Annotated in this window: 22 protein-coding genes; 7 read left to right on the top strand and 15 right to left on the bottom strand. The window is 71.5% G+C overall.

The features are described from left to right. Positions 1-3 precede the first annotated feature (3 nt). Complete coding sequence (locus AB0L00_RS00355; protein WP_364426360.1) at positions 4-1,074, top strand: ATP-binding protein; 1,071 nt, start codon at positions 4-6, stop codon at positions 1,072-1,074. Positions 1,075-1,217: 143 nt separating this feature from the next. Here the strand turns inward: AB0L00_RS00355 and AB0L00_RS00350 are convergent, their stop codons facing one another. Continuing rightward, entirely contained in the window at positions 1,218-1,898 is a 681-nt protein-coding gene (locus tag AB0L00_RS00350) for a response regulator transcription factor (protein ID WP_364426357.1), read from the bottom strand. Beyond that, a complete protein-coding gene (locus tag AB0L00_RS00345) occupies positions 1,895-3,106 on the bottom strand; it encodes a sensor histidine kinase (protein ID WP_364426354.1) in 1,212 nt (403 codons plus the stop codon). Before AB0L00_RS00345 ends, AB0L00_RS00350 begins: the two co-directional genes overlap by 4 nt. 89 nt (positions 3,107-3,195) lie before the next feature. Between AB0L00_RS00345 and AB0L00_RS00340 the strand changes: the two genes are divergently transcribed. Next, complete coding sequence (locus tag AB0L00_RS00340) at positions 3,196-4,203, top strand: SAM-dependent methyltransferase (RefSeq protein ID WP_364426351.1); 1,008 nt, start codon at positions 3,196-3,198, stop codon at positions 4,201-4,203. Here the strand turns inward: AB0L00_RS00340 and AB0L00_RS00335 are convergent. The 3 genes from AB0L00_RS00335 to AB0L00_RS00325 all read right to left on the bottom strand — a co-directional run bounded on the left by AB0L00_RS00335 (position 4,188) and on the right by AB0L00_RS00325 (position 7,473). Beyond that, positions 4,188-5,378, bottom strand: coding sequence for a cytochrome P450 (locus AB0L00_RS00335; RefSeq protein ID WP_364426348.1), 1,191 nt, complete (start codon positions 5,376-5,378; stop codon positions 4,188-4,190). The genes AB0L00_RS00340 and AB0L00_RS00335 overlap by 16 nt on opposite strands. Next, entirely contained in the window at positions 5,375-6,742 is a 1,368-nt protein-coding gene (locus tag AB0L00_RS00330; protein WP_364426346.1) for a PH domain-containing protein, read from the bottom strand. The genes AB0L00_RS00335 and AB0L00_RS00330 overlap by 4 nt, the downstream gene beginning before the upstream one ends. A 65-nt stretch (positions 6,743-6,807) precedes the next feature. Further along, a complete protein-coding gene (locus AB0L00_RS00325) occupies positions 6,808-7,473 on the bottom strand; it encodes a PH domain-containing protein (RefSeq protein ID WP_364426343.1) in 666 nt (221 codons plus the stop codon). A 154-nt stretch (positions 7,474-7,627) separates the two neighbouring features. On the opposite strand from AB0L00_RS00325, the gene AB0L00_RS00320 reads away from it, so the two are divergent. Beyond that, on the top strand, positions 7,628-8,722 hold the full coding sequence (locus tag AB0L00_RS00320; RefSeq protein WP_289848666.1) for an NADH-quinone oxidoreductase subunit D: 1,095 nt from the start codon (positions 7,628-7,630) through the stop codon (positions 8,720-8,722). A 274-nt stretch (positions 8,723-8,996) separates the two neighbouring features. Here the strand turns inward: AB0L00_RS00320 and AB0L00_RS00315 are convergent, their stop codons facing one another. Genes AB0L00_RS00315 through AB0L00_RS00295 form a run of 5 tightly spaced genes read right to left on the bottom strand, consistent with a single transcriptional unit; the run spans position 8,997 to position 13,271 of the window. Then, positions 8,997-9,428 (bottom strand): hypothetical protein, encoded by a 432-nt coding sequence (locus AB0L00_RS00315; RefSeq protein ID WP_364426340.1) that lies wholly within the window; start codon positions 9,426-9,428, stop codon positions 8,997-8,999. Positions 9,429-9,465: 37 nt separating this feature from the next. Then, complete coding sequence (locus AB0L00_RS00310) at positions 9,466-10,035, bottom strand: DUF5666 domain-containing protein (protein WP_364426337.1); 570 nt, start codon at positions 10,033-10,035, stop codon at positions 9,466-9,468. Between the two features lie 16 nt (positions 10,036-10,051). Beyond that, positions 10,052-11,314: an ABC transporter permease gene (locus AB0L00_RS00305; RefSeq protein WP_364426334.1), complete on the bottom strand. Its 1,263-nt coding sequence runs from the start codon at positions 11,312-11,314 to the stop codon at positions 10,052-10,054. Further along, on the bottom strand, positions 11,311-12,057 hold the full coding sequence (locus AB0L00_RS00300; protein ID WP_364426331.1) for an ABC transporter ATP-binding protein: 747 nt from the start codon (positions 12,055-12,057) through the stop codon (positions 11,311-11,313). Before AB0L00_RS00300 ends, AB0L00_RS00305 begins: the two co-directional genes overlap by 4 nt. After that, entirely contained in the window at positions 12,054-13,271 is a 1,218-nt protein-coding gene (locus tag AB0L00_RS00295; RefSeq protein WP_364426328.1) for an HlyD family efflux transporter periplasmic adaptor subunit, read from the bottom strand. Before AB0L00_RS00295 ends, AB0L00_RS00300 begins: the two co-directional genes overlap by 4 nt. Positions 13,272-13,402: 131 nt before the next feature. Here AB0L00_RS00295 and AB0L00_RS00290 point away from each other — a divergent pair, with 131 nt between their 5' ends. Continuing rightward, on the top strand, positions 13,403-14,629 hold the full coding sequence (locus AB0L00_RS00290; protein ID WP_364426325.1) for an efflux RND transporter periplasmic adaptor subunit: 1,227 nt from the start codon (positions 13,403-13,405) through the stop codon (positions 14,627-14,629). A gap of 496 nt (positions 14,630-15,125) precedes the next feature. On the opposite strand, the gene AB0L00_RS00285 is transcribed toward AB0L00_RS00290, so the two are convergent. Further along, complete coding sequence (locus AB0L00_RS00285) at positions 15,126-16,613, bottom strand: hypothetical protein (protein WP_364426322.1); 1,488 nt, start codon at positions 16,611-16,613, stop codon at positions 15,126-15,128. A gap of 132 nt (positions 16,614-16,745) precedes the next feature. Beyond that, positions 16,746-17,369, bottom strand: a complete 624-nt coding sequence (locus AB0L00_RS00280; RefSeq protein WP_364426319.1) for a TetR-like C-terminal domain-containing protein — start codon at positions 17,367-17,369, stop codon at positions 16,746-16,748. 70 nt (positions 17,370-17,439) lie between these two features. On the opposite strand from AB0L00_RS00280, the gene AB0L00_RS00275 reads away from it, so the two are divergent. Continuing rightward, positions 17,440-18,774, top strand: a complete 1,335-nt coding sequence (locus AB0L00_RS00275) for an alpha/beta fold hydrolase (protein WP_364426316.1) — start codon at positions 17,440-17,442, stop codon at positions 18,772-18,774. A gap of 304 nt (positions 18,775-19,078) precedes the next feature. On the opposite strand, the gene AB0L00_RS00270 is transcribed toward AB0L00_RS00275, so the two are convergent. Continuing rightward, entirely contained in the window at positions 19,079-19,843 is a 765-nt protein-coding gene (locus AB0L00_RS00270) for a MerR family transcriptional regulator (protein WP_364426313.1), read from the bottom strand. Between the two features lie 433 nt (positions 19,844-20,276). After that, complete coding sequence (locus AB0L00_RS00265; RefSeq protein WP_364403257.1) at positions 20,277-20,324, bottom strand: hypothetical protein; 48 nt, start codon at positions 20,322-20,324, stop codon at positions 20,277-20,279. Between the two features lie 152 nt (positions 20,325-20,476). On the opposite strand from AB0L00_RS00265, the gene AB0L00_RS00260 reads away from it, so the two are divergent. Continuing rightward, complete coding sequence (locus AB0L00_RS00260) at positions 20,477-20,893, top strand: hypothetical protein (protein ID WP_364426310.1); 417 nt, start codon at positions 20,477-20,479, stop codon at positions 20,891-20,893. A gap of 56 nt (positions 20,894-20,949) precedes the next feature. Here the strand turns inward: AB0L00_RS00260 and AB0L00_RS00255 are convergent, their stop codons facing one another. After that, on the bottom strand, positions 20,950-21,138 hold the full coding sequence (locus tag AB0L00_RS00255; RefSeq protein WP_364426307.1) for a hypothetical protein: 189 nt from the start codon (positions 21,136-21,138) through the stop codon (positions 20,950-20,952). A gap of 125 nt (positions 21,139-21,263) precedes the next feature. On the opposite strand from AB0L00_RS00255, the gene AB0L00_RS00250 reads away from it, so the two are divergent. Next, a complete protein-coding gene (locus AB0L00_RS00250; RefSeq protein WP_364426304.1) occupies positions 21,264-22,040 on the top strand; it encodes an ASCH domain-containing protein in 777 nt (258 codons plus the stop codon). Positions 22,041-22,045: the final 5 nt, after the last annotated feature.

The following is a 22,045-nucleotide window of genomic DNA, read 5'->3' as shown; positions in this document are numbered from 1 at the left end:
CCCGTGACACCCGATCCAGCGGTCATCGCCGACCGCTTTCCATATCCCCCCGCACCGGCGCCCGCGTCGCTTTCGCTCCATGTCCGGCGCGACGCCGTACGTGACGCCCGGCGCTTCGTCGCCGACGCCGTGGCCGGGCACCCCTACGACCCGTACGAGATCGCGCTGCTGGCGTCCGAGCTGACGACCAACGCCATACGCGCCGCCGAGGACATGCACCCCACCTGGCCCGACGACATCAGACCGATCGGCGTCGAACTGACCCTCACCGCCCGCTACGCGCACCTGGCCGTCAGCGACCCCGGCACCGAACCCCTCCCCGCCCAGCAGCACGGCGGCCTGCTCGCCGAACGCGGGCGCGGCCTGGCCATCGTCGACCAGCACGCCGCCGCCCGATGGGTCACCTACACCGACCACGGCAAGCGCCTCCTGACCGGCTACCTGGTGGGCATGGCGCTGGTGTTCCCCCTGTTCGCCGGCTGGGACCACCGGTTCTCCGATCTCGTGAAGGCGGCGGGGATCATGACGGCCGGCGGTGTCGCGCTGCTCGTGCTCGTCGGCATCCGTAACGGCTGGGCCGGCGACACGCTGGCGGAATGGCGACCGGAGCTGGCCCGCCCCCACGAACTCGCGGAGAACCCGCGCCTGAGCGGCACCGGGTCGCTGGCGTACGTGGCGGCCCTGCTCGCCCTGGCGTTCTTCGGCCTGGTCATCCAGTCCGCCACCGCGGACATCCGGGCGACCGCCCGGGGCACCGCTCAGGTGCGAAGTTGCGGGGTCAGCCACGACTCCCGCACCGGCCGGGTGATCCACTCAACCTGCACCGGAACCTGGGTCGTGGCCGGCAGGACGTACTCCGGAGAGGTGCCGGGAGGAGACCCGGATATCCGTTACGATCCCCACGATCCCGCGACGCTGGGCAAACGGTCCTTCAAGGGCCCGATCGCCCTCACCTTGTTCCTGGGCGTGATCGCCGGCGGCCTCACCCGGCGATGGATCACCCTCGCCCGAGACCCCTACATCGAAGAGCTCGAAGCGCTCGCCTGGCGCCCGGCCCGAGCAGCGGAGCGGTGACGGGAGCGCGGTCACCCCTGCTCACGGGCGGCGAAGTCACCGCATGACCGAGACGCGACGGCCGGGACGCCGTCCGCCGGGACTCGGTGCTCGCCACCACGTCCCACCGGATCGATCAGCCACTGTGACGCCGGCCTCGGCCGTCAGTCGGCGCCGCTGCGGACGAGGCCGGTCTCGTAGGCGAAGACCACGGCCTGGACGCGGTCGCGGAGCCCCAGTTTCATGAGGACGCGGCCGACGTGGGTCTTGACGGTCGCCTCGGAGACGTACAGGCGGCTCGCGATCTCCCCGTTGGACAGGCCCTTGGCCACGAGGTGCAGGACCTCGCGCTCGCGGGCCGTCAGGGTGTCCAGCCTGCCGTCCGGCACCGGCTCCTCGGCCGGCAGGTGCGGCACGAACTTGTCGATCAGGCGCCGCGTGGTGCTGGGCGCGACGACCGCGTCGCCGGAGCAGACCGCGTGGATGGCCTCGATCAACTGCGTCGGCCCGGCGTCCTTCAGCAGAAACCCGGCCGCCCCGGCCTTCAGCGCCGCGAAGGCGTACTCGTCCAGGTCGAAGGTCGTCAGGATGATGACCTTCGGAGCGTCCGGCAGCGCACAGATCCGCCGGGTGGCCTCGATGCCGTCCATGCGCGGCATTCGCACGTCCATGAGGACCACGTCGGCCGGGGTCTGCCGGACCACGCGCAGGGCCTGCTCGCCGTCGCCGGCCTCACCGGCGACCTCCAGGCCCGGCTGCGCGTCGAGCACCATGCGGAAGCCCGCGCGTACGAGCTCCTGGTCGTCGACGAGCAGGACCCGGATCGGTCGTTCCTCGTCCGTCATGCCGCACTCGTCTCTGTTCGTCGGGACTCGGTCGCCGGAAGGCGGGCGAAGACCTCCCATCCGCCGCCGGGCCGTGGCCCGCTGCGCACCGATCCGCCGTACAGGGCGGCGCGCTCGCTCATGCCGACCAGCCCGTGGCCCTGTCCGTCGCCGACGGCGGCCGCGCCCCGGCCGTCGTCGCGGATGCGGATCTCCACCGCGTCATCACCGTAGTGGAGGTTCACCTCCGCCGTGGCCGCGGGTCCGGCGTGCTTGCGGGTGTTCGTCAGCGCCTCCTGGACGATGCGGTACACCGTGAGCTGCAGCGCGGTGGGCAGCTCCGACGGCACCCCTTCGACCGTGAGGCCGACCGGCAGCCCCGCCGAGCGGATCTGGTCGACGAGCTCGGCGAGCTGCTCGACGCCGGGCTGCGGCGCGTACGGGCCGGCGTCGCCGCCCTCGCGGAGCACGCCGAGCATGCGCCGCATCTCGGTGAGCGCCTGCCGCCCGGTCGTGCCGATCGTCTCCATCGCCCGCTTGGCCCGGGCCGGATCGATGTCCACCATGTACGACGCGCCGTCGGCCTGGACCACCATCACGCTCACGCTGTGCGCGATGACGTCGTGCATCTCCCGGGCGATCCGCGCCCGCTCGCCCGCCGCCGCGACCTGCATGTGGGCGTCGCGTTCGCGTTCCAGACGCTTCGCGCGCTCCTCCAGCTCGGCGGTGTACTTCCGCCGGGTGCTCATGTAGAGCCCCCAGATCCACATCGCGCCGGTGAAGACGGTGAACGGGAGCAGGGCGCTCCACTTGTTGGGGGCGTTCGGCTCCACCCACCAGCGCCACACGGCGAGCGCCGCGCCGAACTCGGCCACCGCGACCGCCGCGAGCGACCAGCGGAACGCACACTGGGCCGCCACCGTGTACAGCATGATGAACACGTTGACGTCGGCCGGCCCGGCCTGGACGTTGAAGGCCCAGTGCACGAACGCGACGATCGACACGACCGCGAAGACCGCGCGCGGCCACCGGCGACGCCAGATCATCGGGACGCACATCCCGGCGACGATGGCCAGGTACGCGTACGTCGGGATGGCCTGCCGATCGTCGAACGGCGGGTTCGTGTACGTGTGGATGACGGTCAGCGAGATGCCGAGGATCGGCAGCGTCCACACGGAGTCGACGAGCCGGGGATGACGCCGAAGCCAGGCGAAGACACGGGCGAACACCGCTTCAGCGTACGTTCGGCCGCCCCGGCGCGCGTCCGCCCTGAGTCGGACCCGCGTCCACCGCGAGGCGCACGCGGTACGGTCAAGAGGTGGGTCAGGTCGGGTGGCGGGCGGCGATGCAGCAGGCGCTGTACGGGCCCGAGGGCTTCTACACGCGGGGCGAGCGGCCCGCCGCGCACTTTCGTACCTCGGTGCACGCCTCACACCGGTTCGCCCTGGCCCTGGCGCGGCTGATCGTCGAGGTCGACACGGCCCTGGGCCACCCCGCCCGGTTCGACCTCGTCGACGTGGGCGCCGGCTGCGGGGAGCTGCTGGCCGAGATCCTGCCCGTGACGAGCCTGGCCGGGCGGCTGCGGCCGATCGCCGTCGAGGTCGCCCCGCGGCCCGAGGGGCTGAGCGGGTCGATCGAATGGCGTGCCGCGCCGCCCGACGAGATCACCGGGCTGGTCATCGCCAACGAGTGGCTGGACAACGTGCCGATCGACGTCGTCGAGCTGACCGACGAGGGGCCTCGCCTGGTCGTCGTCGACCCGCGCACCGGGGCGGAGATCCCGGGCCCCGCGCCCGCCCCGGAGGACACCGAATGGCTCGAACGCTGGTGGCCGCTGCGCGAGCCCGGCGACCGCGCCGAGATCGGCCGGCACCGCTGCGCGGCCTGGGCGTCGGTCCTCGAACGGCTGCGCGGCGGTCTGGCGCTGGCCGTCGACTACGCGCACGAGCGGGATCACCGCCCGCCGTACGGCACGCTGACCGGCTACCGCGACGGCCGCTGCGTCTCCCCGGTGCCCGACGGTTCCTGCGACATCACCGCGCACGTCGCCCTGGACGCCTGTGCCGAGGCCGGCGGGCGCGCCGGGGCGACCGCCACCCTGCTGACCACTCAGCGTGCCGCGCTGCGGGCGCTCGGGCTACGCGGCGAGCGGCCGGCGCTCGACCTGGCCCGCTCGGACCCGCGCGGCTACCTCCAGGCGCTGCGCGCCGCCGGCGAGGACGCCGAGCTGATCGACCCATCCGGGCTGGGCAGCTTCGGCTGGCTGGTGCAGACCGTCGGGGTCGACGTGCCCGCCGTCCTGGGCAAGGGTCAGACCGCCACCTGAAGCGACCGCAGGCCGCGCAGGACGTAGCCCGGCTTCCACTCCGGGTCCGCCTTGACGGTCAGCCCGGGCGCGAGCCGCAGGAACGCGCGGAACGACTCGGCCAGCTCCACCCGCGCCAGCGGCGCGCCCAGGCAGAAGTGGATCCCGGCGCTGAACGCCAGGTGCGGATTGGGCGTACGGGACAGGTCGAGCACGTCCGGGTCCGCGAAGACCTCGGGGTCCCGGCAGGCCGAGGCGAACTGCAGGGCGACCTCGGCGCCGCGCGGGATCGGCACGCCGTCGACCTCGATGTCCTCCAGCACCCAGCGCTCGAACAGCGGCAGCGGCGTGTCGTAGCGCAGCAGCTCCTCCACCGCCGTGGGGATCAGCTCGTGGTCGGCGCGCAGCCGCTCCAGCTCTCCGGGGTTGCGGAACAGCGCCCACCAGGAGTTGCCGGTGGCGTTCACGGTCGCCTCGTGCCCGGCGTTGAGCAGGAGGGCGCAGGTGCCGATCAGCTCGCCCTCGGTGAGCCCCTCGACCTGGCACAGCGCGCTGATGAGGTCGTCGCGCGGGTCCGTACGGCGGGCGCGGGACAGGTCGCGCAGGTAGCCGGAGAACTCGATCGAGGAGCGCACCGCCGCGTCCTGGATCTCCTTGGACGGGTTGAGCTGGTACATCCCGCACATGTCCGCCGACCAGGGCCGCAGCAGGTGCCGATCGGCCTCGGGGACGCCGAGCATCTCGGCGATCACGGTGACCGGCAGCGGCTCGGCGACCTCGGCGATCACGTCCCCGCCGCCCCGCTCGACCAGGCCCCCGACGAGTCCCTCGGCCAGCGCCCTGATCCGGGGCCGCAGGTCCTCGACCATCCGCGGCGTGAACGCCTTCGACACCAGCCGCCGCAGGCGGGTGTGGTCCGGCGGCTCCATGTCGAGCATGCCCGCGTCGTTCAGGTCCCAGAACGGCTTCAGGAACTCCGGCTGCGGCTCGCGGCCGAACTCCTCGTCGGTGGCGACGTGGTGGTACGTCCGGCCGAGCCGCCGGTCCCGCAGCAGCGCGTTGACGTCGGCGTACCGGGAGATGACCCACTGGTTCGTCGGCTCGTGGAAGAAGACCGGGGACTCGCGGCGCAGGCGGGCGAGCGCGGGGTAGGGGTCGGCGACGAAGGCCGGCGACCCGGGGGCGTAATCGTTCATCGGGCCCAACGTTCGGTGCGGATGTCGGTCGCGCGCGCCCGGTGCGCCCGCCCGGCCGCCGACTCGACGATCGCGCGGGCCTCCCCGAGCTCGCGATCCTCCGCGGCGACCTGGACCGGTCCAGGTGGCGCGTCGATGTGAACGGTACCCAGCCCCAGCAAACGCTGCAGCGGGCCGGCGGTGAGGCGGACGCTCTGCGCCCGCGCGTGGGCGATCACGTCGAGGCGCCGGCACACCCGGCCCCGGCGGGTGACGAACAGCGAGTCGTCGGTGCCGGCCTCCCCCTTGCGGAACGGCGCGAGCCAGGACCGGGGCGTCGGCAGCAGCGGAACCGCCTCGGCGTTCGTGCCCGGGAAGACCAGGCCGACCATCTGCAGGGCGACGTGCCGGGGCGCGACCGGCAGCAGCACCGACGACAGCGCCTGCCGCTCCCCGACGTAGCCGGCGACCGTGACGTCGATGCGGGCCCAGCCGGTCCCGCGCCACAGCAGCGGCTCGACGACCCGGACGGCCTGCACGCGGCCCGGCGGCACCGTCTGCATCCGGGTCTCCATCAGGCCGTACCGCAGTCGCAGGCCGTCCGGCGACAGGGCCGCCGTGAAGTTGGTGTGCATGACCAGCGGCGCGATCACGCCCCGGGCGAGGCCCAGCAGCACCGGCAGGGCGGCCGCCAGCACGCCGAGCTCCCCGAAGGCGACCCCGAACGCCAGCAGCGCCACGAACAGCATCAGCGCCCCGATGACCGGCAGCTTCATCAGCTGCGAGCCCAGCAGCGCCCCGAAGCCCACCCGCCAGTAGGGACGTTCGGGCGCCTCGGGCGTGTGGCCCGGCAGCCCGGCGGCCCGGGCCAGCAGCTCGGCCCGCAACTGCTCGGCCAGCGGCCGCCCGAGATAGCGGAACTTCGTCTCGGCCTGGTCGCCGCCGGCCAGCTCCACCCGCACCTCGGCGAGCCCGAACACGCGGGACACCAGCGGCCGTACGACGTCCACGGCCTGCATATGCGCCAGTGGGATCCGGCGGTTGCGGCGGCGCAGGATGCCGGTCTCGACGACCAGGTCGTCCCCGGCGATCCAGAACTTCAGCGACCACCAGATCCAGAACCCGATGGCCGCGGCCACGACGCTCACCGGCAGCATGACGAGGAGGAAGCGGGCGATGACCGCCGGGGTGAGGACCACGGCGACGCCGTCCGCGGTCTGGGTGAGCAGCAGCGAGTAGCCGCCGAGCACGAACGCGATGACGACGACCCCGACCGCGTTGATCACCGGCGTGGCCATGTGCAGCCGGTGCACACCGTGGGAGAAGTGCACGGGCGGCTTGGGCGGCGGGCCGTACGGCGGCGGCCCGTACCCTGGCGCGTACATCGGCGGAGTGAAGTGCGGGCGCGGCGGGGGCCCGTACGGCGGCCGCCCCGGCCCGTAGGGACCGTTCAAAGCCCGATCGACCTCGATTCGCCCTTCTGCGCGAGCCGGTCCCGCAGGATCGCGGCGTCGCGGGCGGGCAGCCCGGGGATGCGCGCGTCGGTGGCCGCCGCCGCGGTGTGCAGCCGTACGGTCGCCACCCCCAGCCACTGTTCGAGCAGCCCGGCGGTGACGTCGACGTACTGCATGCGCCCGTACGGCACGACGACGAGGTGCCGGACGAAGAACCCGTGCGTCACCAGCAGGTCGTCGGCGCGCTCGGCGAATCCCCAGGACCGGTAGCTCAGCTCGGCGACGACCCAGCTCACCGCGCAGGCGGCCAGGACCAGAGCGAGCCAGATCAGGCCGCCGGCGAGGCCGCGCGTCCGGGACAGCACGAACGCTCCGACGATCGTGACCGGCAGCGCCCACAGCAGCACGGCGATGCGCCGGTGCCAGGTCAGCTTGGGCGAGACCCGTACCCACGTCATGCCGCTCGGCGGGTCGAACGCCTGCTCCGCCCGCGCGCCGATGGGCACGGCCGAGGGCATCGACGGCCCGCTCGGGGCGGGCGGCGGAGGCGGCGGCGGGCCCTGCCGCGGGCCGGGCGCCGCGCCGGGCGGCAGGATGTTCGGACTGCCCGGCGGCATGTCCTGCGCCGCGCGCGGATTCGGATACTGATCGCCAGCATTCATGTCAGAGGTAAGTCAACCCCAACCGGGCCGCCTTCCGCGAGACCTCGCATGGCAGGATGGATGATCGGAGCGAGTGGAGAAGGCGAGCGCGGCAGTGAGCACCGAGCGGATCGTGGGCGTGGGCGCGGGGACCAAGGACCTCGCCACCGAGGACATGACGCTCAACATCGGGCCGCAGCATCCCTCGACGCACGGCGTGCTGCGCCTGCGGATCACCCTGGACGGCGAACGGATCACCGCCGCCGAGCCGATCATCGGGTACATGCACCGGGGCGCGGAGAAGCTCTTCGAGGTCCGCGACTACCGGCAGATCATCGTCCTGGCCAACCGGCACGACTGGCTGTCGGCGTTCGCCAGCGAGCTGGGCGTCGTCCTGGCCGTCGAGCGGATGCTGGGCATGGAGGTGCCGGTCCGCGCGGTGTGGGCGCGCACCCTCCTGGCCGAGCTGAACCGCGTGCTCAACCACCTGATGTTCCTCGGCTCGTACCCCTTGGAGGTCGGCGCGATCACCCCGATCTTCTACTCCTTCCGGGAGCGCGAGCAGGTGCAGCGCGTCATGGAGGAGATCTCCGGGGGCCGGTTGCACTACATGTTCAACCGGGTCGGCGGCCTGAAGGAGGAACTGCCCGCCGGCTGGCTCGGGCGCGTCACCGACGCCGTCGCCGCCGTGCGCCACGGTGTCGGCGACATCGACAGGCTCATCCGGGGCAACGAGATCTTCCGGGCCCGCACCCGCGGGGTCGGCGTGCTGACCCGCGAGCAGATCGAGCAGTACGGCGTGTCGGGGCCGATCGCCCGCGCCTCCGGCGTCGACTTCGACCTGCGGCGCGACGAGCCGTACCTCGCCTACGGCGAGCTGCAGGACGTGCTCCGCGTGGTGACCCGGACCGAGGGCGACTGCCTGGCGCGGTTCGAGTGCCTCCTCGACCAGGTGCACGCCTCACTCGACCTGGCCGACGCCTGCGTGGCCCGGCTCAAGGAGCTGCCGCCCGGTCCGATCAACGTACGGCTGCCGAAGGTCCTGAAGGTGCCGGAGGGTCACACGTACGCCTGGACGGAGAACCCTCTCGGCATCAACGGCTACTATCTCGTCTCTCACGGCGAGAAGACCCCGTGGCGGTTGAAGCTCCGGTCGGCGTCCTTCAACAACATCCAGGTGCTCCGCGAGATGCTCCCCGGCCACCTCGTCGCCGACATGATCGCCATCCTGGGCTCGATGTTCTTCGTCGTCGGCGACATCGACAAGTAACCGCCGGCTAAGCGACGACGAGCCACTCGTCACCGAAGTTGGCGACGATCTTCAGCTTTCCGCCGAGCGCCTCGACGTAACGGGTCAACACCTCGGTCCCGCTCGCCGTTCTGGGCACCCGGGCGGCCGGGGGCAGCGCGGGGCCGAGCCGTCCGAGCCCAGCCCCTGCTTGCGGTCGTCGCCGGGCGGAAGAAAGTAAGGCCGGGCGGCCGTGCCCATGGTGGCCGCCCGGCCGGTCGTTACCCGGTCGGTCGCCCGGGTGGTCGTCGGTCGGTCAGCGGGCCGGGGCTGCGCCGTTCTGGCCGCCCGGGGCGCCGCCGGGGCCGCCGGGGGCGGCGCTGGGGCGGAGGGAGGCGCAGGCCTTGAGGGCCTTCTGCTGGGCGGCGGACATCGTCGGCATGCCGCTCGGGCGGCCCGACGGGCGGGCGGTGGGCCTGCCGGACGGGTTGCCGGACGGTCTGCCGCTGGGGGCGCCCCCGCCCGGCCCGCCGCCGGGGCCCCGGCTGGGCATCGTCACGCCCTGTTTCTCCATGCACTGCCGGTAGGCGGTCATGGCACTGGAGTTCGGGCCGCCCTGGCCGGCCTGCTGCCCGCCGCTCTGCCCCGAGGTCTTGTCGCCGCCGCCCCCGCAGGCGGCGCTGAGGAGCAGGGTCCCGGCGACGGCCGTGCCGCCGAGCAGCCGGACGGTCAGTTGCCTGGTACGCATGGTTCTTCTCCTTCGAGAGAGGGATTCCGCGAAGCCGTCAGCCGCCGGACGAGGTGCCCTGGACGGACGTCGCGGTGAGGGTGCCGTCCGCGGCCTGGGAGCCCTGGACGGTGACGGTGGTGCCGGTCTTCAGGGCGGAGGCCGAGCCGCTCCGCAGCACGCGGACCTTGGTCTTGTCCGTCACCTTGACCTGCACGACGCCGTTCTGGGTCTTGACGTAGATGGTCTTGCCGGTGACCTTCTGGACCGTGCCGGTCGTCCCCGGGCTCGCGCCGTTGGCGGGCGCGGCTCCGCCGGGCATCCCGCCGCCGAAGGTTCCGCGGCCGCCGCCCGGCATCGTGCCGCCCGTCGCCGCGCGCGAGCCCTGGGCCGTGGTGCTCGTGTGGTCTCCGAAGTGCCGGTCGACCTGGGCGCCCGCCCCGAACCCGGCGGCCAGCAGCGCGCCGGCGCCCAGGTAGGCGGTCAGGCCGAGTCTCCTGCGGGCCTTGGGGGCCTTGGCGAGTTCGCTCTCCAGGTCGCCGTCGAACGGCGAGGCGGAGAGCACGTCGTCGCGGGTCACCGAGGCATCGGGCTCCTCGTACGGCGTCCACGTTCTGCGGCCGGTCACGTCGTTCTCCTCCGGGTCACTCATGGCGCAGGGCCTCGATCGGGCGCAGCTTGGCCGCGCGGTTGGCCGGGTAGCTACCGAAGAACAGCCCGATCGCGACGGACACGCCCAGCGCCAGCGCGATCGAGGAGGGCACGATCACCGGCTTGACGCCGACGACCTTGAAGAGGCTGCCGACGACTCCGACCAGCACGCCGAGCACGCCGCCGACGAGGCTGAGCACGGTCGCCTCCGCGATGAACTGGCCGAGGATCGCGCCCTTCGGAGCCCCGATGGCCTTGCGGATGCCGATCTCGCGGGTCCGTTCGGTGACGGTGACGAGCATGATGTTGGTGATCCCGATGCCGCCGACCAGCAGGCTGATGGCCGCGACCGCGCCGAGCAGCACGGTGAAGGTCTTGCTGGAGGCGCTGACCGCCGACTGCAGGGTGGCCTGGTTCATGATCTGGAAGTCGGCGGTGTTGGACCCGGAGATGTCGTGCCGCTGGTTCAGGATGTCGGTGACCTCGCTCTGGGCCCGGTCGGTGACCTTGGAGTTCTTGGCCTCCACGACGATGGAGCCGAGCCCGCCGAACCCGGTGATGTTCTGCTGCACCGTGGTGAGCGGGCCGATCGCGACGTCGTCGGCGTCCTGCATGCCGGACGAGCCGGACTCCTTGAGCACCCCGACGACCGTGAAGGGCGTGCCGCCCACGTTGACCTGCTTGTTCAGCGGGTCGACGGTGCCGAACAGGTCCTCGGCGACCGTCTGGCCGATCACCAGGACCTTCCGGCCGCTCGTCACGTCGTCGTCGGTGAAGGCCGCGCCGCGCGCGACCTCCTTGTTCGCGGCACTGAAGTAGGACGGGTAGGTCCCGACGAACTGGCTGATCGAGTGGCTCGTCCCCTCGTACGTCGTCGTCACGGACGAGGACGTCACCACCGGCGACGCGCTCTTGACCGAGGGGGCGTTCACCGGGTCGACGAGCGCCTTGGCGTCGTCGACGGTGAGGTCGTGCGCCTGGGTCCGGGGGCCGTTGGACTGCTGGCGGTTCCGCATGCCGCCGAAGCCGCCGAAGCCGCCCGCCCCGCCGCCGGAGGTCGACTTCGAGACGGTGAGGGAGTTGGCGCCGAGCCGGGAGATGTTGTTCTTGATCTGCTCGGAGGAGCCGTTGCCGACCGCCACCAGCATGATCACGGCGCCGACGCCGATGAGGATGCCGAGCATGGTCAGCGCGCTGCGCATCTTGTTGGCGGTCAGGCCGCGCAGGGCGAACCGCAGGATCTCCCAGGGGCTCACCGGGCGCCCTCCGCGAGGGAGGCGGCGGCGGGCGGCGGGCCGTCCACCGGGGCCTGCCGGCGGTCCTCGATGATCTCGCCGTCGACCAGCCGGATCACCCGCTTGGCGCGGGCGGCGACCTCGTCCTCGTGGGTGATCAGCACGATGGTGCGCCCGGACAGGCTGAGCTGGTCGAGGATGCCCAGCACGTCGGCGGTGGAGCGGGTGTCCAGGTTACCGGTGGGCTCGTCGGCGAGCAGCAGCGCCGGCGACGTGACGAGGGCGCGGGCGACGGCGACGCGCTGCTGCTGACCGCCGGACAGCTCGTTCGGCTCGTGGTCCATGCGGTCGCCGAGTCCGACCTGCCGGAGCGCGGCCCGGGCCCGTGTCCGGCGCTCCGCCGGCTTCACGCCGCCGTACGCCAGCGGCAGTTCGACGTTGGCGAGCGCGGACATCCGCGGGATCAGGTTGAACGACTGGAAGATGAAGCCGATCTTGCGGTTGCGCAGGATGGACAGCCGGCGTTCGTCGAGCACGCCGACGTCGGTCCCGTCCAGCAGGTACCGGCCGCCGCTCGGTACGTCGAGGCAGCCGAGGATGTTCATGAGCGTCGACTTGCCGGACCCGGACGCCCCCATGATGGCGACGTAGTCGCCGCGCTCCACGCGGAGGGACACGCCGCGCAGCGCGTGCACGGCGGTGTCGCCCTGGCCGTACACCTTGGTCAGCGCGCGGACGTCAAGGACCGCGGGTTCGGGCGTCACGGCCGGCCTCCCCCGGGAGCGCCGCCGCCGGGCGCGCCACCGCCGCCGCCGATGCCGCCGCCGAGCCCGCCGCCGGCCCGGCCGAAGCCGCTGGAGCCGCTCGTGCTGGTCGTCGTCGTGGTGATCACCACTTGGTCGCCCTCGTTCAGCCCGGACTTGATCTCGGTGCCCTGGTTGCCCTTGACGCCGGTCGTCACGGTCTTGACGGTCTGCCTGCCGTTCTGCAGGACGGTGACCGTGCTCTGCCCACCGGCGGTACGGACGGCGGCCGCCGGGACGTACAGGACGTTCTGCGCCGTGGCCGTGGTCACCTGAACGGTCGCGGTCTGGCCGATCCGCACGGAGCTCGGAATCGAGGTCAGCGTGATGGTCGCGCCGTACTGCACGACGTTGTTGCTGGTCGTCGGCGACATGTCGATCTGGGTGACCTTGCCGGTGGCGGTCGTGCCGCTGAGTGCGTCGAAGGAGACGGTCGCCTTCTGGCCGGTCTTCAGCTTGATCGCGTCGGCCTCGGTGAACTCCCCGGTGACCATGAGCTTCTTCGGGTCGGCCAGCTCGATGAACCCGCTCCCCGACGAGGACGAACTGCTCGTGCTCGACGACCCGGACGAGCCACCGGAGCCGCCGCCGTTCCCGGCCTGGCCCGATGACCCGGACGAGGAGCCCTGTGAAGCGGAGCTTGAGGAGGAGCCCGAGCCGGAGGACGAGCCGCCGACCGTGCCGTTGAGAGCGACGACCGTGCCGGCGAAGGGCGCCCGCAGCTCGGTCCCCGCCAGCGCGCGGACGGCCTGGTTGTAGGCGTTCTTCGCCGAGACGTACGAGGAGTAGCCGGAGGCGGTGGAGGTGTCGCCGTCCGCGGCCGCGGTGAGGTTCGCCTTGGCCGAGGTGAGGTTCTCCTGGGCGGAGGTCGTGTCGAGCCGGGCCAGCAGTTCGCCCTTGGAGACCTTGTCACCCGCCTGGACATAGATCTTGGCGACCGTGCCGGAGGTCGTGAACGACAGCGAACGGCTCCTGGCGCTCGCCACCGATCCCGAGGCCGACACCGACGAGACGACGGTGCCGCGCGTGACCCGGGACGTACGGCTGAGGGCGGACGCGCCGGCCGAATCGTCTCCGCCGGTCAGCGAGAGATATCCGACGCCGATGCCGGTGACCAACAGCACGCCCAGCGCGCCGTTGATCACGAGGGATCTGCGTCCGAGTAGACGTTTCACCTGACACAAGCTGGCGGAGGAAGGTTGGATCACCCTAATTTAAAAATGAAAATACGATGAGAGATCTTCCCCAGGAAACTCTCATTTAAGGCCCAGATTGGTCTCATCCGGGCTCGTCATCATGGCACGCCATGAGCTTTCGGGTGTCCGCGCCGAATTTCCGGCTGAAACGTACCCAGGTGGCGACCGGCCTAATCGGCGTCGCCGTGATCGGCGCGGTGACGGCCGTCGCCGTCGGCACCGGCGGTGGGAGCGGGGCGGCACCGACGTACGCGACGGTGGCCGAGGGCGAGGTGACCGCCACGGCGGGCGCGGCGGGGAACGTCACGAGCGCCGACAGCCGCGACCTGGCGTTCAGCACGTCCGGCACGGTGAAGAGGGTGTACGTCAAGGTCGGCGCGAAGGTGCACGCGGGTACCCGCCTGGCCCGCGTCGACCAGACCGTGGCTCTCGAGGACGTCGCGGCGGCCCGCGCCGCGCTGGCCGCCGCCGAGGCCGCCGAGTCCTCCGGGAGCGGTACGACGAGCGCCGACGCGGCCGCGGCGACGACCGCGGACCGCGCGACCATCGCCCTGGCCGCCTACCGGCCGACGGTCTCGCCGACCCCGACGCCCTCGGCGAAGACGAGCACACCGAGTTCGACGAAAAGCCCGTCGACCCGGCCGAGCACCCCGCAGAACACGCGAACGTCGAAAGCGCCGGCCTCCGGAAACTCCTCCGGCGGTGGTACGCCCCAGGGCGGCACGACCTCGGCGGCGCAGCTCGAGGCGCGGGTCATCCAGGCCAAGAACACCCTCACCCAGGCGGAGCGGGCGCTGGCCGGAACGGTCATCAAGGCGCCGATCGACGGCACCGTCCTCGCCGTGAACGGCCACGGCGGTGACACGGTCTCGGCGTCGAGCACGTTCATCACCATCGGGGACCTGAACGAGCTTCAATTGCAGGCGACGTTCTCCCAGAACGACGTGGCGCACATCCACGTCGGTCAGGAAGCCAAGATCACCCTCAGCACGGACAGCACGAAGACCTACGCCGGGTCGGTCACGCACGTCGACACCAACGCGACGACCAGCGACCAGCTCGTCAAGTACGGCGTGATGATCGCCTTCGACGACGTGCCGTCCAAGGTGCTGATCGGCCAGTCCGGAACCGTGTCGGTCACCACGGCGTCCGCGGCGGACGTGCTCCACGTGCCCTCATCGGCCGTACGGACCGCGGCGAACGGCACCTCCACCGTCCGGGTGCGGCAGGGCGACCGCACCGTCACCCGTACCGTCAAGGTCGGCGTGCGCGGTGACACGTACGTCGAGATCACCTCGGGCCTGTCGAAGGGCGAACGCGTCGTGACGTCCGGCTAGGTCACTCGATGGGCCGGCCGTGCTCCTTGAGCAGGCGCACCAGGTTCTGGATGAACGACGTCCGGTCGTCGGCCATCTCGTCCACCCATTCGAGTCAATTGATCGCGGACAACCGAAGCATAGGGTCGCGGTGAAACCGAATCACCGTTTCGTCCGCCAATCCGTGCTCGCCGATTCGCCGTTTCGCGTACACAGCCGGAATGTCGCGACGCAAGGGCCGGACGTGATCACAGATCCGCGCCACGGCCGTTGCCACTCGGTGGTGACGTGCGGCGGATCCCGGCCGCGGTGAGGCCGAACTCCTTCTTGAGGGCCCGGCTGAGGTGGCCGGAATCAGGAATGCCCCACCGAGCGGCGATGAATGCGGCGGTACGGGTCGCGAGAGCGGGGTCGGCGGGTGATCGAGCGGCCGTCTCGGCCGTGGCGACCCGTCCTCGCGACGCCTGCCCGAACCACTGGTGACCGAACCGCGCGCAGGCGCGACCGCCCGTGGCGCTCAGCCCGCCACCCGGTAGGCGCGCGAGACGGTCTCCGTCACCTGGTTCCCCGCGCTGTCGACGGCCGTCGCCCGCAGGTCGACATAGCCCGGCTCGGCCGGATTGGTCACGGACACCGTCCCGTTCACGACCGGGAGGGTCTGCCAGGTCTTGGACCCGTCTGTGGACGCCTCGACCGTCAGCGTCGTGACCGCGTGCGCGGTCGCGCCGGGGTTGGTCACGACGCGGACCGGGATCTCGGTGGTGGAGCCGGGCGCGGCGGCGTTCCGGTCGTCGAGGCCACGCGGCGCGAACCGTACGGTGCTGAGCGGCAGCACCGTCTTCTTCGACGTCCGCGCCGATGTGAACACCCAGCTCACCTGGACGCGGTCGGACAGCGTCGCCTCGGCGGCGTCGCGGGTGGCCGTCACGTCGAGGTGGTAGGTCGTCGCCGACTTCCCGAGGGTGACGTCCGGTTCGTACGCGTCGAGTCCGAGCGTCTTGGTGCCGGCCTGGAGCTTCACGTTCGCGATGGTGAACTGGTCGAATCCCCAGTTGCCGGGAGCGTCGGACAGCAGGTTGACCGGCGTGTAGTGCAACTGGTCGCCCGTCCGGTAACCACCGGGTGCGGCGGGCCCGAACACCGCGGCGTTCCAGGTCTCGGCGGGCGCCGTGCCCTTGGCGTACGTCCGGGTGGCCAGGGTGACGTTGCCGAACAGCGGGTGGGACGACGACTCGTACCACAGCTCCCGCTTGCAGGCCACCCCCGGCTGGACGTACTCGGTGAGGGTCGTGGGCGCGTCGAACCACAGCTCGTCGTCGCCGCCCCAGGCGGTGCCCTGGCAGCGCGGGTTCGCCTTCATCCCGTCGCCGAAGGACCGGTAGGTGACCTTGACCTCCGCGAGGTCGGCCTTGGTGACGTGCTGGGTGACGCCGGCGGGAATGCCCCCGGAGTAGGAGGTGCCGAGGCGGTACAGCGTGCCGGACCCGGTCCAGGTGCTGCCCTGCGTGAACGTCACCCCGGAACGCGTGACCGGCACCGCGTACAGCCGCCCGGGAACGTCGTCGGTGGTGAAGTCCATCGCGCCGTGCCGTACGTGCACCCGGATCCGGCCCTGCACGGACGGGTCGCCGACCGACAGGTCGATCGCCTTCCCGCCCTTGGCGCTGAGCGTGACGTGGTCGTGGCCCTTGGACAGCTTGTACGTGGCCAGGACCACGGTGTTCTCGGGCGACTCCCCCGGCTCGTTCCGCGCGAGCGTCGCGTAGATCTCGTACGTCCGCTTGTCCGGCAGCTTCGCCACGGCGTTGTCGCGGCCCATCACCGGCCAGGACTTCTTGGCCGCCGGGTCGTAGATCTGCGCGGTGATCCAGGGCACCTTCCCGGCGCGGCTCAGCCCCTTGATCGTGAGGTACCGCCAGGTCGTCGCCGAGGCGGTCGCGGGCAGCGAGCCGAGGACGAGAGCACCGGCGACCCCGGTGATGAGCGCACGTCTCGCCGACCCCATGGCCACCCTCCACCACACCGCAGAATGAAGATCACAAACCTTACATTCCGGGCATCACGCACACAGCGTTTGGCCGAACCAGGCCAGGTCTGCCGTCACGCCGCGATCGGCGTCAGCGGATAGGCCGGTGCGTCAACACGACGGCGCGGCTTCGGCGCGCCGAAGGGTGCCGAACACCGGCGGGGTCGTCCAGCCCCGCAGCGTCGCGAGGATCGTCGATCGAAATACCGTCTCGGCCGTGGCGGCGTCGAGCGCCCCGCCCAGTTCGAGAGTCACGAGTCCGTGCAGGGTGACCCAGATGGAGATGGCGATGGATGTCGCGTCGCCGGCCAGTACTGACGCCGCCACGGCGCGACCTATCGCGTCGATGAGCGGTCGTACCGGGTCGGCGGCACCGACCGCGCCCGACGGATCGAAGGACTGCACGCCACCGAACAACACGGTGTAAAGGTGGCGGTGCTCGCGCCCCCATCCCCGGTAGGCGACGGCGAGCGCATAAAGGTCGGCGAGGGAGTCGTCGGAGGCGGGCACCGCCGACAGGTCCTTGAACAGCCCGGCGACCGCCCTGTCGCGCACCTCGCCGATCAGCCCGTCCTTGTCACCGAACAGCGAGTACAGGGCCGCGGTGGATGTCCCGGCGGCGGCGGCCAGGGCGCGCACGGTGATCGACTCCCGCGGGCGGGTGGCGAACATCTCGGTCGCGGACTCGACGAGCCGCTCCTTGACGGTGTCGTCGTTCGTTCTCGGCCTACCCACGACGACCAGCTTAGCGAAGCTGCTAACGTTGTTTTGAAACAGTGTTTGGAAACTATTGCGAGGACCGCCGATGCCGAAACCGTTCATCCGTCCTGTCCGCTTCGCCGGTCGTCTCGGCCTGAGCCTGGTTGCGGTCATCGCGCTGGTCGTCCTGTTCCTCGCACTGATCGTCCTGACGGACGGGGCGGGCTCGGGACTCGCCGCCTGGCTGACGACGCTCGGCATCGGCGCGGCCGTCGTGCTGTGGCGGAGCCGTCGGCGTACCTGGCCGACCCGTCTGGTGCGGCTCCTGCCGGTGATCGTCGTCGCGGCACTGACGGCATCGGTCTGCGTTCCGACCGTGCCCAGAGAACGGCGTTATCCGAGCGCCCTACCGTTCGTGGCGACGCGGTATTGGAGCCTGGCCACCGGAAGCCGGGTCGCGGTGTACCACTATCCGCCCGCCCAGGACGGCACCCGGCATCCACGGCCCCTCGTGTACCTCAACGGCGGACCCGTCCGCGGCATCTCGGTGCTCGACCACCGGTTCCTGCAACTCCTGGCACACCAGGGTTACGACGTCTATACCTACGAACAGGCGGGCGGCGGACGAAGCCATCTGCTCCCCATGGGGCAGTACACCATTTCCAGGTCGGTCCGCGATCTCGGCGCCTTCGTCGACCGTCTGGGCAAGGGCCCGGCCGACGTCCTCGGGTTCTCCTCAGGTGCGGTGGTGCTCACCCGGGCGCTCGCCGACCCGCACGTCGCCGCCCACGTGCACCGGGCGATCATCGCAGAGCCCGGCCCCATGGACGGACCCACCGCGCGGATCACCGGGCAGCGGGGGCGGCCTTCCGCGCGTGGTCTCGCACCGGCCATGACCGGACCACGATCGACGCGTGTCCCCCGATACGCCGTCGCGTTCGGCCTCATGCGACTAGGGCTCCTCAGCCCCAGCACCGGCCTGATCGGGCAGGCCGAAGGCGACAACGCGTTCAAGGCCGCCGATCTCGGCAGCGACACCGCGTCCGGCTACTGCGCACGGGACGCGCACCGCATCCCCACCGAGGACACGGCGGCGAACTTCTCCTTCAGCGCCGCCGCGAGCCTCCACGTCGATCAGACGATCAAGGACTCGCCCTCCATCGCTCCACAGCTGGGCCGCTCTCACACCCCCGCGATGCTCATGATCGCCGAGTGCTCCGCGCAAATCCGCCAATGGGAGACCACCGTCCTCGCCGACGACCCCGCCATCCAGCGCACCCAGTACATACCCGGCGTCGGACACCACATGTGGAACGGCCTGGACGACAACAACGAACGAGCCGCCGCCGTCATCACCGCATTCCTTGCGAACGAACCGGCCCCCTTGCCCAACTACCCGACCCGCGCCGACATACCCGCGTTCCTTCAGGCTCACAAATGATCCCCGCAGCAGGAAAATGTCTCGCGCGCAGGGCTCTCAGCCGAGCCAGGCCAGGCCCGCCGCGAACGGCGGTGCCCCCGGCATCGCCGATGCGGCCGAAAGCCAGCCTGTTCCGCCGATTGCCCTCTGCGCTTCCGGCGTCGAGCCGACGCCGACGGAGCTGAGCGCCCTGACCGCTCAGGCAGATCTCTTGAGCTCGGCCCGCGCCTCGCCCGCGAGCTCGTGGATCTTCCTTTCGGTCTCCCGCAGTCTCGCCTCGGCCTGGGCGGTCCGCTCGGCGGCGCGGCGCTCCCGCCTCGTCGGCTTACGATGCGTCCGGACCTTCGACTTCGAGCGGGTGAACAGTCCCATCACACTCACTCCTTCGGCTGTGCCGCGCTGGTGCCGCCAGGAGATTCCCCGTATCGAACCGTTCATTCCGATCGCGGGTCACCCGACGCGGGCCCAGAAGCCGGGCCGAGATGTGCTCCTGGGCCAGGAGCCGGAGGGCCGTGATGAGCCTCTCCCCCAGGATGGTCCCGATGACGACGCTCTCGGCGATGCGGTCGGGGTCCGGGCGGGAGGCGACCGCCGCGACCTCGCGCTCGGCGAGCCGTTCGACGGCATCGGCGTAGGAGTCCAGGTCGGCGGCCAGGTCGCCCTGGCCGAGCGTGTGGAGAACGGCGATGGTCTCGGCCAGCGTCGCGATGGCGGGCGCGTCCGGCTCGATCGCCCAGCCTCTCTTCTCGATCAACTCACGGACCTGGGCCTCGGCGCGGGTGTCGTCACTCTCGACCGGTTGGCGCGGCGGGGCGAGGGCGCGGTGCACGGCCCCGATTCGGTGGTGCAGGGCCTCATCGCCGGCGTCGAGCGACTCCAGCACCTCCTTGACGCGCACCACCGGAAGACCGGCCAGATCGATGAGGGCCCGGATCAGCCGGAGCCTGCGCAGGTGCCCATCGGCGTAGTCCGCCTGGTTGGGGCTGGTCAGCTCGCCGGGCGGCAGCAGGCCCTCCCGCAGGTAGAACTTGATCGTCGGCACCGAGACGCCCGATCGCCGACTCAACTCCCCGATACGCATCCTTGCCATCCTCTCCGACTTTATGGATAGTATCACTACCCATATAACGGATAGCGGGACTATCCACTCTGATCGGAGGGGTCGTGGTCTACCTAGTCCTCGGCGGTTCCCTGCTGGGCTTTCGTCTCCTTGGTGCGCTCGGTGTGCGACGGTTCGCGGGCTGGTCCGTCAGCGCGGCGCACGCGCTGGCGGTCATGCTCGTCGTCACGGCGAGCGCGCACTTCGTCCCGGCGAGCGTGACCGTGATGCCGAACCACGGCGACATGGTCCGGATGGTGCCGCCGTTCGTCCCGTTCGCCGACGCGATGGTGTACGTGACGGGCGTTCTGGAACTGCTCGGCGCGGTCGGCCTGGTGGTCACCGCCACGCGGTGGGCGGCCGGGGTCGGACTGGCCGCGCTGTTCGTCCTGCTGCTTCCGGCCAACATCTACGCGTCCGTCGCTCACGTGCCCTTCCACGGCGGCGAGGCGACTCCGCTGTGGCAGCGGATCCCCGAACAGGCGCTCTACGTCGCGGTCGCCGTCTGGGCGGTCCGGGCGTCCGACGGCGCGGCGGCCCGGCGTCTCGCGCGCCGGCTCCGCGTCGTTCCCGCGAGGCCCGCCTCCGTGTCCCGATAGCCCTCTCACCACCAAGGACTTCGCCATGCACACTCTGGCCCTCAGCACCGAGTCCCGGATGATCGCCGGGGCCGTGCTCCTCACGATCGTCACCATCGAGTTCGGCGGCTGGTTCATGACCCGGATCGCGCGCGGCGGCGTGCCGATGACCGACTTCCAGCGCGCCTTCGCGCGCGCCGGACACGGCCACGCCGGCGTCCTCGTACTGCTCAGCCTGATCGGCCTGCTCTACGCGGACGCCACCGGCCTGACCGGCGTGCTGCTGTGGACCGCCCGGCTGGGCGTACCGGTGGCCGCCATCCTGATGTCCGGCGGGTTCTTCGCCGCCTCCGCCGGTCGCGGCGCCACCGCGCCCAACCGATTCGTCTGGATGCTGTGGATCGGCGCGCTGTCCCTCGCGGCGGGCGTCCTCAGCCTCGGCCTCGGCCTGCTGACGGCATGACCTGGTGCAGTGATCACTGGCGATCGCTGCGCATAGGGCGCAATGATCGCCGGTGATCAGGAGCCGAGGTAGCGCAACACCACGAGGACGCGGCGGCTGTAGCCGCCACTCACTGGGATGAACGGGAACACGGTGTCGACCGCGTTGGCCAGGCCGGCTCCGGGCGCGCCGAGGGACTGCATGATGTCGGCGGCCAACCCGGCGATCCCGCCGGCCGGCTCCGCCGCGGTGCTCATCTCGATCATGCCGACGACGCTAGAGACCGTACGGACGTGGCGTAATGCGGGCGGCCGCCCGGCCAGGGTGCGGAAAACCGCAGGGTCTGTCCGCCCCGCTCTGCCGTGCCGGCCGGTGTCCTAAGCTGCGCGGAATGGACATCCCCACGCTGCCCCCGACGGAAGAAGACCTGCGGCTGGTCGAGTTCGCCCGGCGGATCGTCGAGGAGAACGGTGACGGCGAGGTGCACACCGTCGGGGCGGCGGTGCGGGATGCGCGGGGACGGGTGTTCGGCGGCATCAACGTGTACCACTTCACCGGCGGGCCCTGCGCGGAGCTCGTGGCGCTGGGGCACGCCCGCGCCGCCGGCGCCCGTGAGCTCACCACGATCGTGGCGGTCGGCGGGCAGGGGCGCGGCGTGCTCGCCCCGTGCGGCCGGGACCGGCAGATCCTGCTCGACCACCACCCGCGCATCCGCATCCTGATCGACACGGCCGAGGGCGTCCGCAGTGTCGCCATCGGCGACCTGCTGCCCTGGGCCTATGTCTGGGCGGGTCACGCGGGGGCCGCCGGGCAGGAGCCCGCCGCTCACGCGGAGGCCGCCGGGCGGGATCCTGCGGCCGTTCCGTCCCTGCACTTCCACCGCGACTACCTCGACGCCGTACGGGCGGGCACGAAGGTCACCACGATCCGGTTCCGAGACCCGGGGACGATCGGGCCGGTGAACCTGGTGTTCGAACTGGACGAGGAGGTCACGCTGCCGGGCCTGATCACCGAGGTCGTCGGCAAACGCGTCGCCGAGCTCACCGAGGCGGACGCCGTCGCGGACGGTTTCCGCGAGCTCGCCGAGCTACAGGCCCGGCTCCGGTACCACTACCCGGAGATCCAGCCGACCGACGAGATCGTGATCGTCCACTTCCGGCTGACGTGACGGGC

The sequence above is a fragment of the Actinoallomurus sp. NPDC052308 genome (genome assembly GCF_040679195.1).
Classification (GTDB): Bacteria; Actinomycetota; Actinomycetes; order Streptosporangiales; family Streptosporangiaceae; genus Actinoallomurus; species Actinoallomurus liliacearum.
Note: the sequence above shows the minus strand (reverse complement) of the source record. Positions and strands in the feature narration are given on the sequence as shown.

What these genes read in the sequence shown, in the direction of transcription:
- AB0L00_RS00260 (WP_364426310.1), top strand. Translation starts at nt 20,477, where the DNA reads ATGCACACTCTGGCCCTCAGCACCGAGTCCCGGATGATCGCCGGGGCC.
- AB0L00_RS00325 (WP_364426343.1), bottom strand. Translation starts at nt 7,473, where the DNA reads ATGAATGCTGGCGATCAGTATCCGAATCCGCGCGCGGCGCAGGACATG.
- AB0L00_RS00330 (WP_364426346.1), bottom strand. Translation starts at nt 6,742, where the DNA reads ATGTACGCGCCAGGGTACGGGCCGCCGCCGTACGGCCCGCCGCCCAAG.
- AB0L00_RS00335 (WP_364426348.1), bottom strand. Translation starts at nt 5,378, where the DNA reads ATGAACGATTACGCCCCCGGGTCGCCGGCCTTCGTCGCCGACCCCTAC.
- AB0L00_RS00285 (WP_364426322.1), bottom strand. Translation starts at nt 16,613, where the DNA reads ATGGGGTCGGCGAGACGTGCGCTCATCACCGGGGTCGCCGGTGCTCTC.
- AB0L00_RS00315 (WP_364426340.1), bottom strand. Translation starts at nt 9,428, where the DNA reads ATGCGTACCAGGCAACTGACCGTCCGGCTGCTCGGCGGCACGGCCGTC.
- AB0L00_RS00350 (WP_364426357.1), bottom strand. Translation starts at nt 1,898, where the DNA reads ATGACGGACGAGGAACGACCGATCCGGGTCCTGCTCGTCGACGACCAG.
- AB0L00_RS00270 (WP_364426313.1), bottom strand. Translation starts at nt 19,843, where the DNA reads ATGGCAAGGATGCGTATCGGGGAGTTGAGTCGGCGATCGGGCGTCTCG.
- AB0L00_RS00290 (WP_364426325.1), top strand. Translation starts at nt 13,403, where the DNA reads ATGAGCTTTCGGGTGTCCGCGCCGAATTTCCGGCTGAAACGTACCCAG.
- AB0L00_RS00250 (WP_364426304.1), top strand. Translation starts at nt 21,264, where the DNA reads ATGGACATCCCCACGCTGCCCCCGACGGAAGAAGACCTGCGGCTGGTC.
- AB0L00_RS00275 (WP_364426316.1), top strand. Translation starts at nt 17,440, where the DNA reads ATGCCGAAACCGTTCATCCGTCCTGTCCGCTTCGCCGGTCGTCTCGGC.
- AB0L00_RS00320 (WP_289848666.1), top strand. Translation starts at nt 7,628, where the DNA reads ATGACGCTCAACATCGGGCCGCAGCATCCCTCGACGCACGGCGTGCTG.
- AB0L00_RS00255 (WP_364426307.1), bottom strand. Translation starts at nt 21,138, where the DNA reads ATGATCGAGATGAGCACCGCGGCGGAGCCGGCCGGCGGGATCGCCGGG.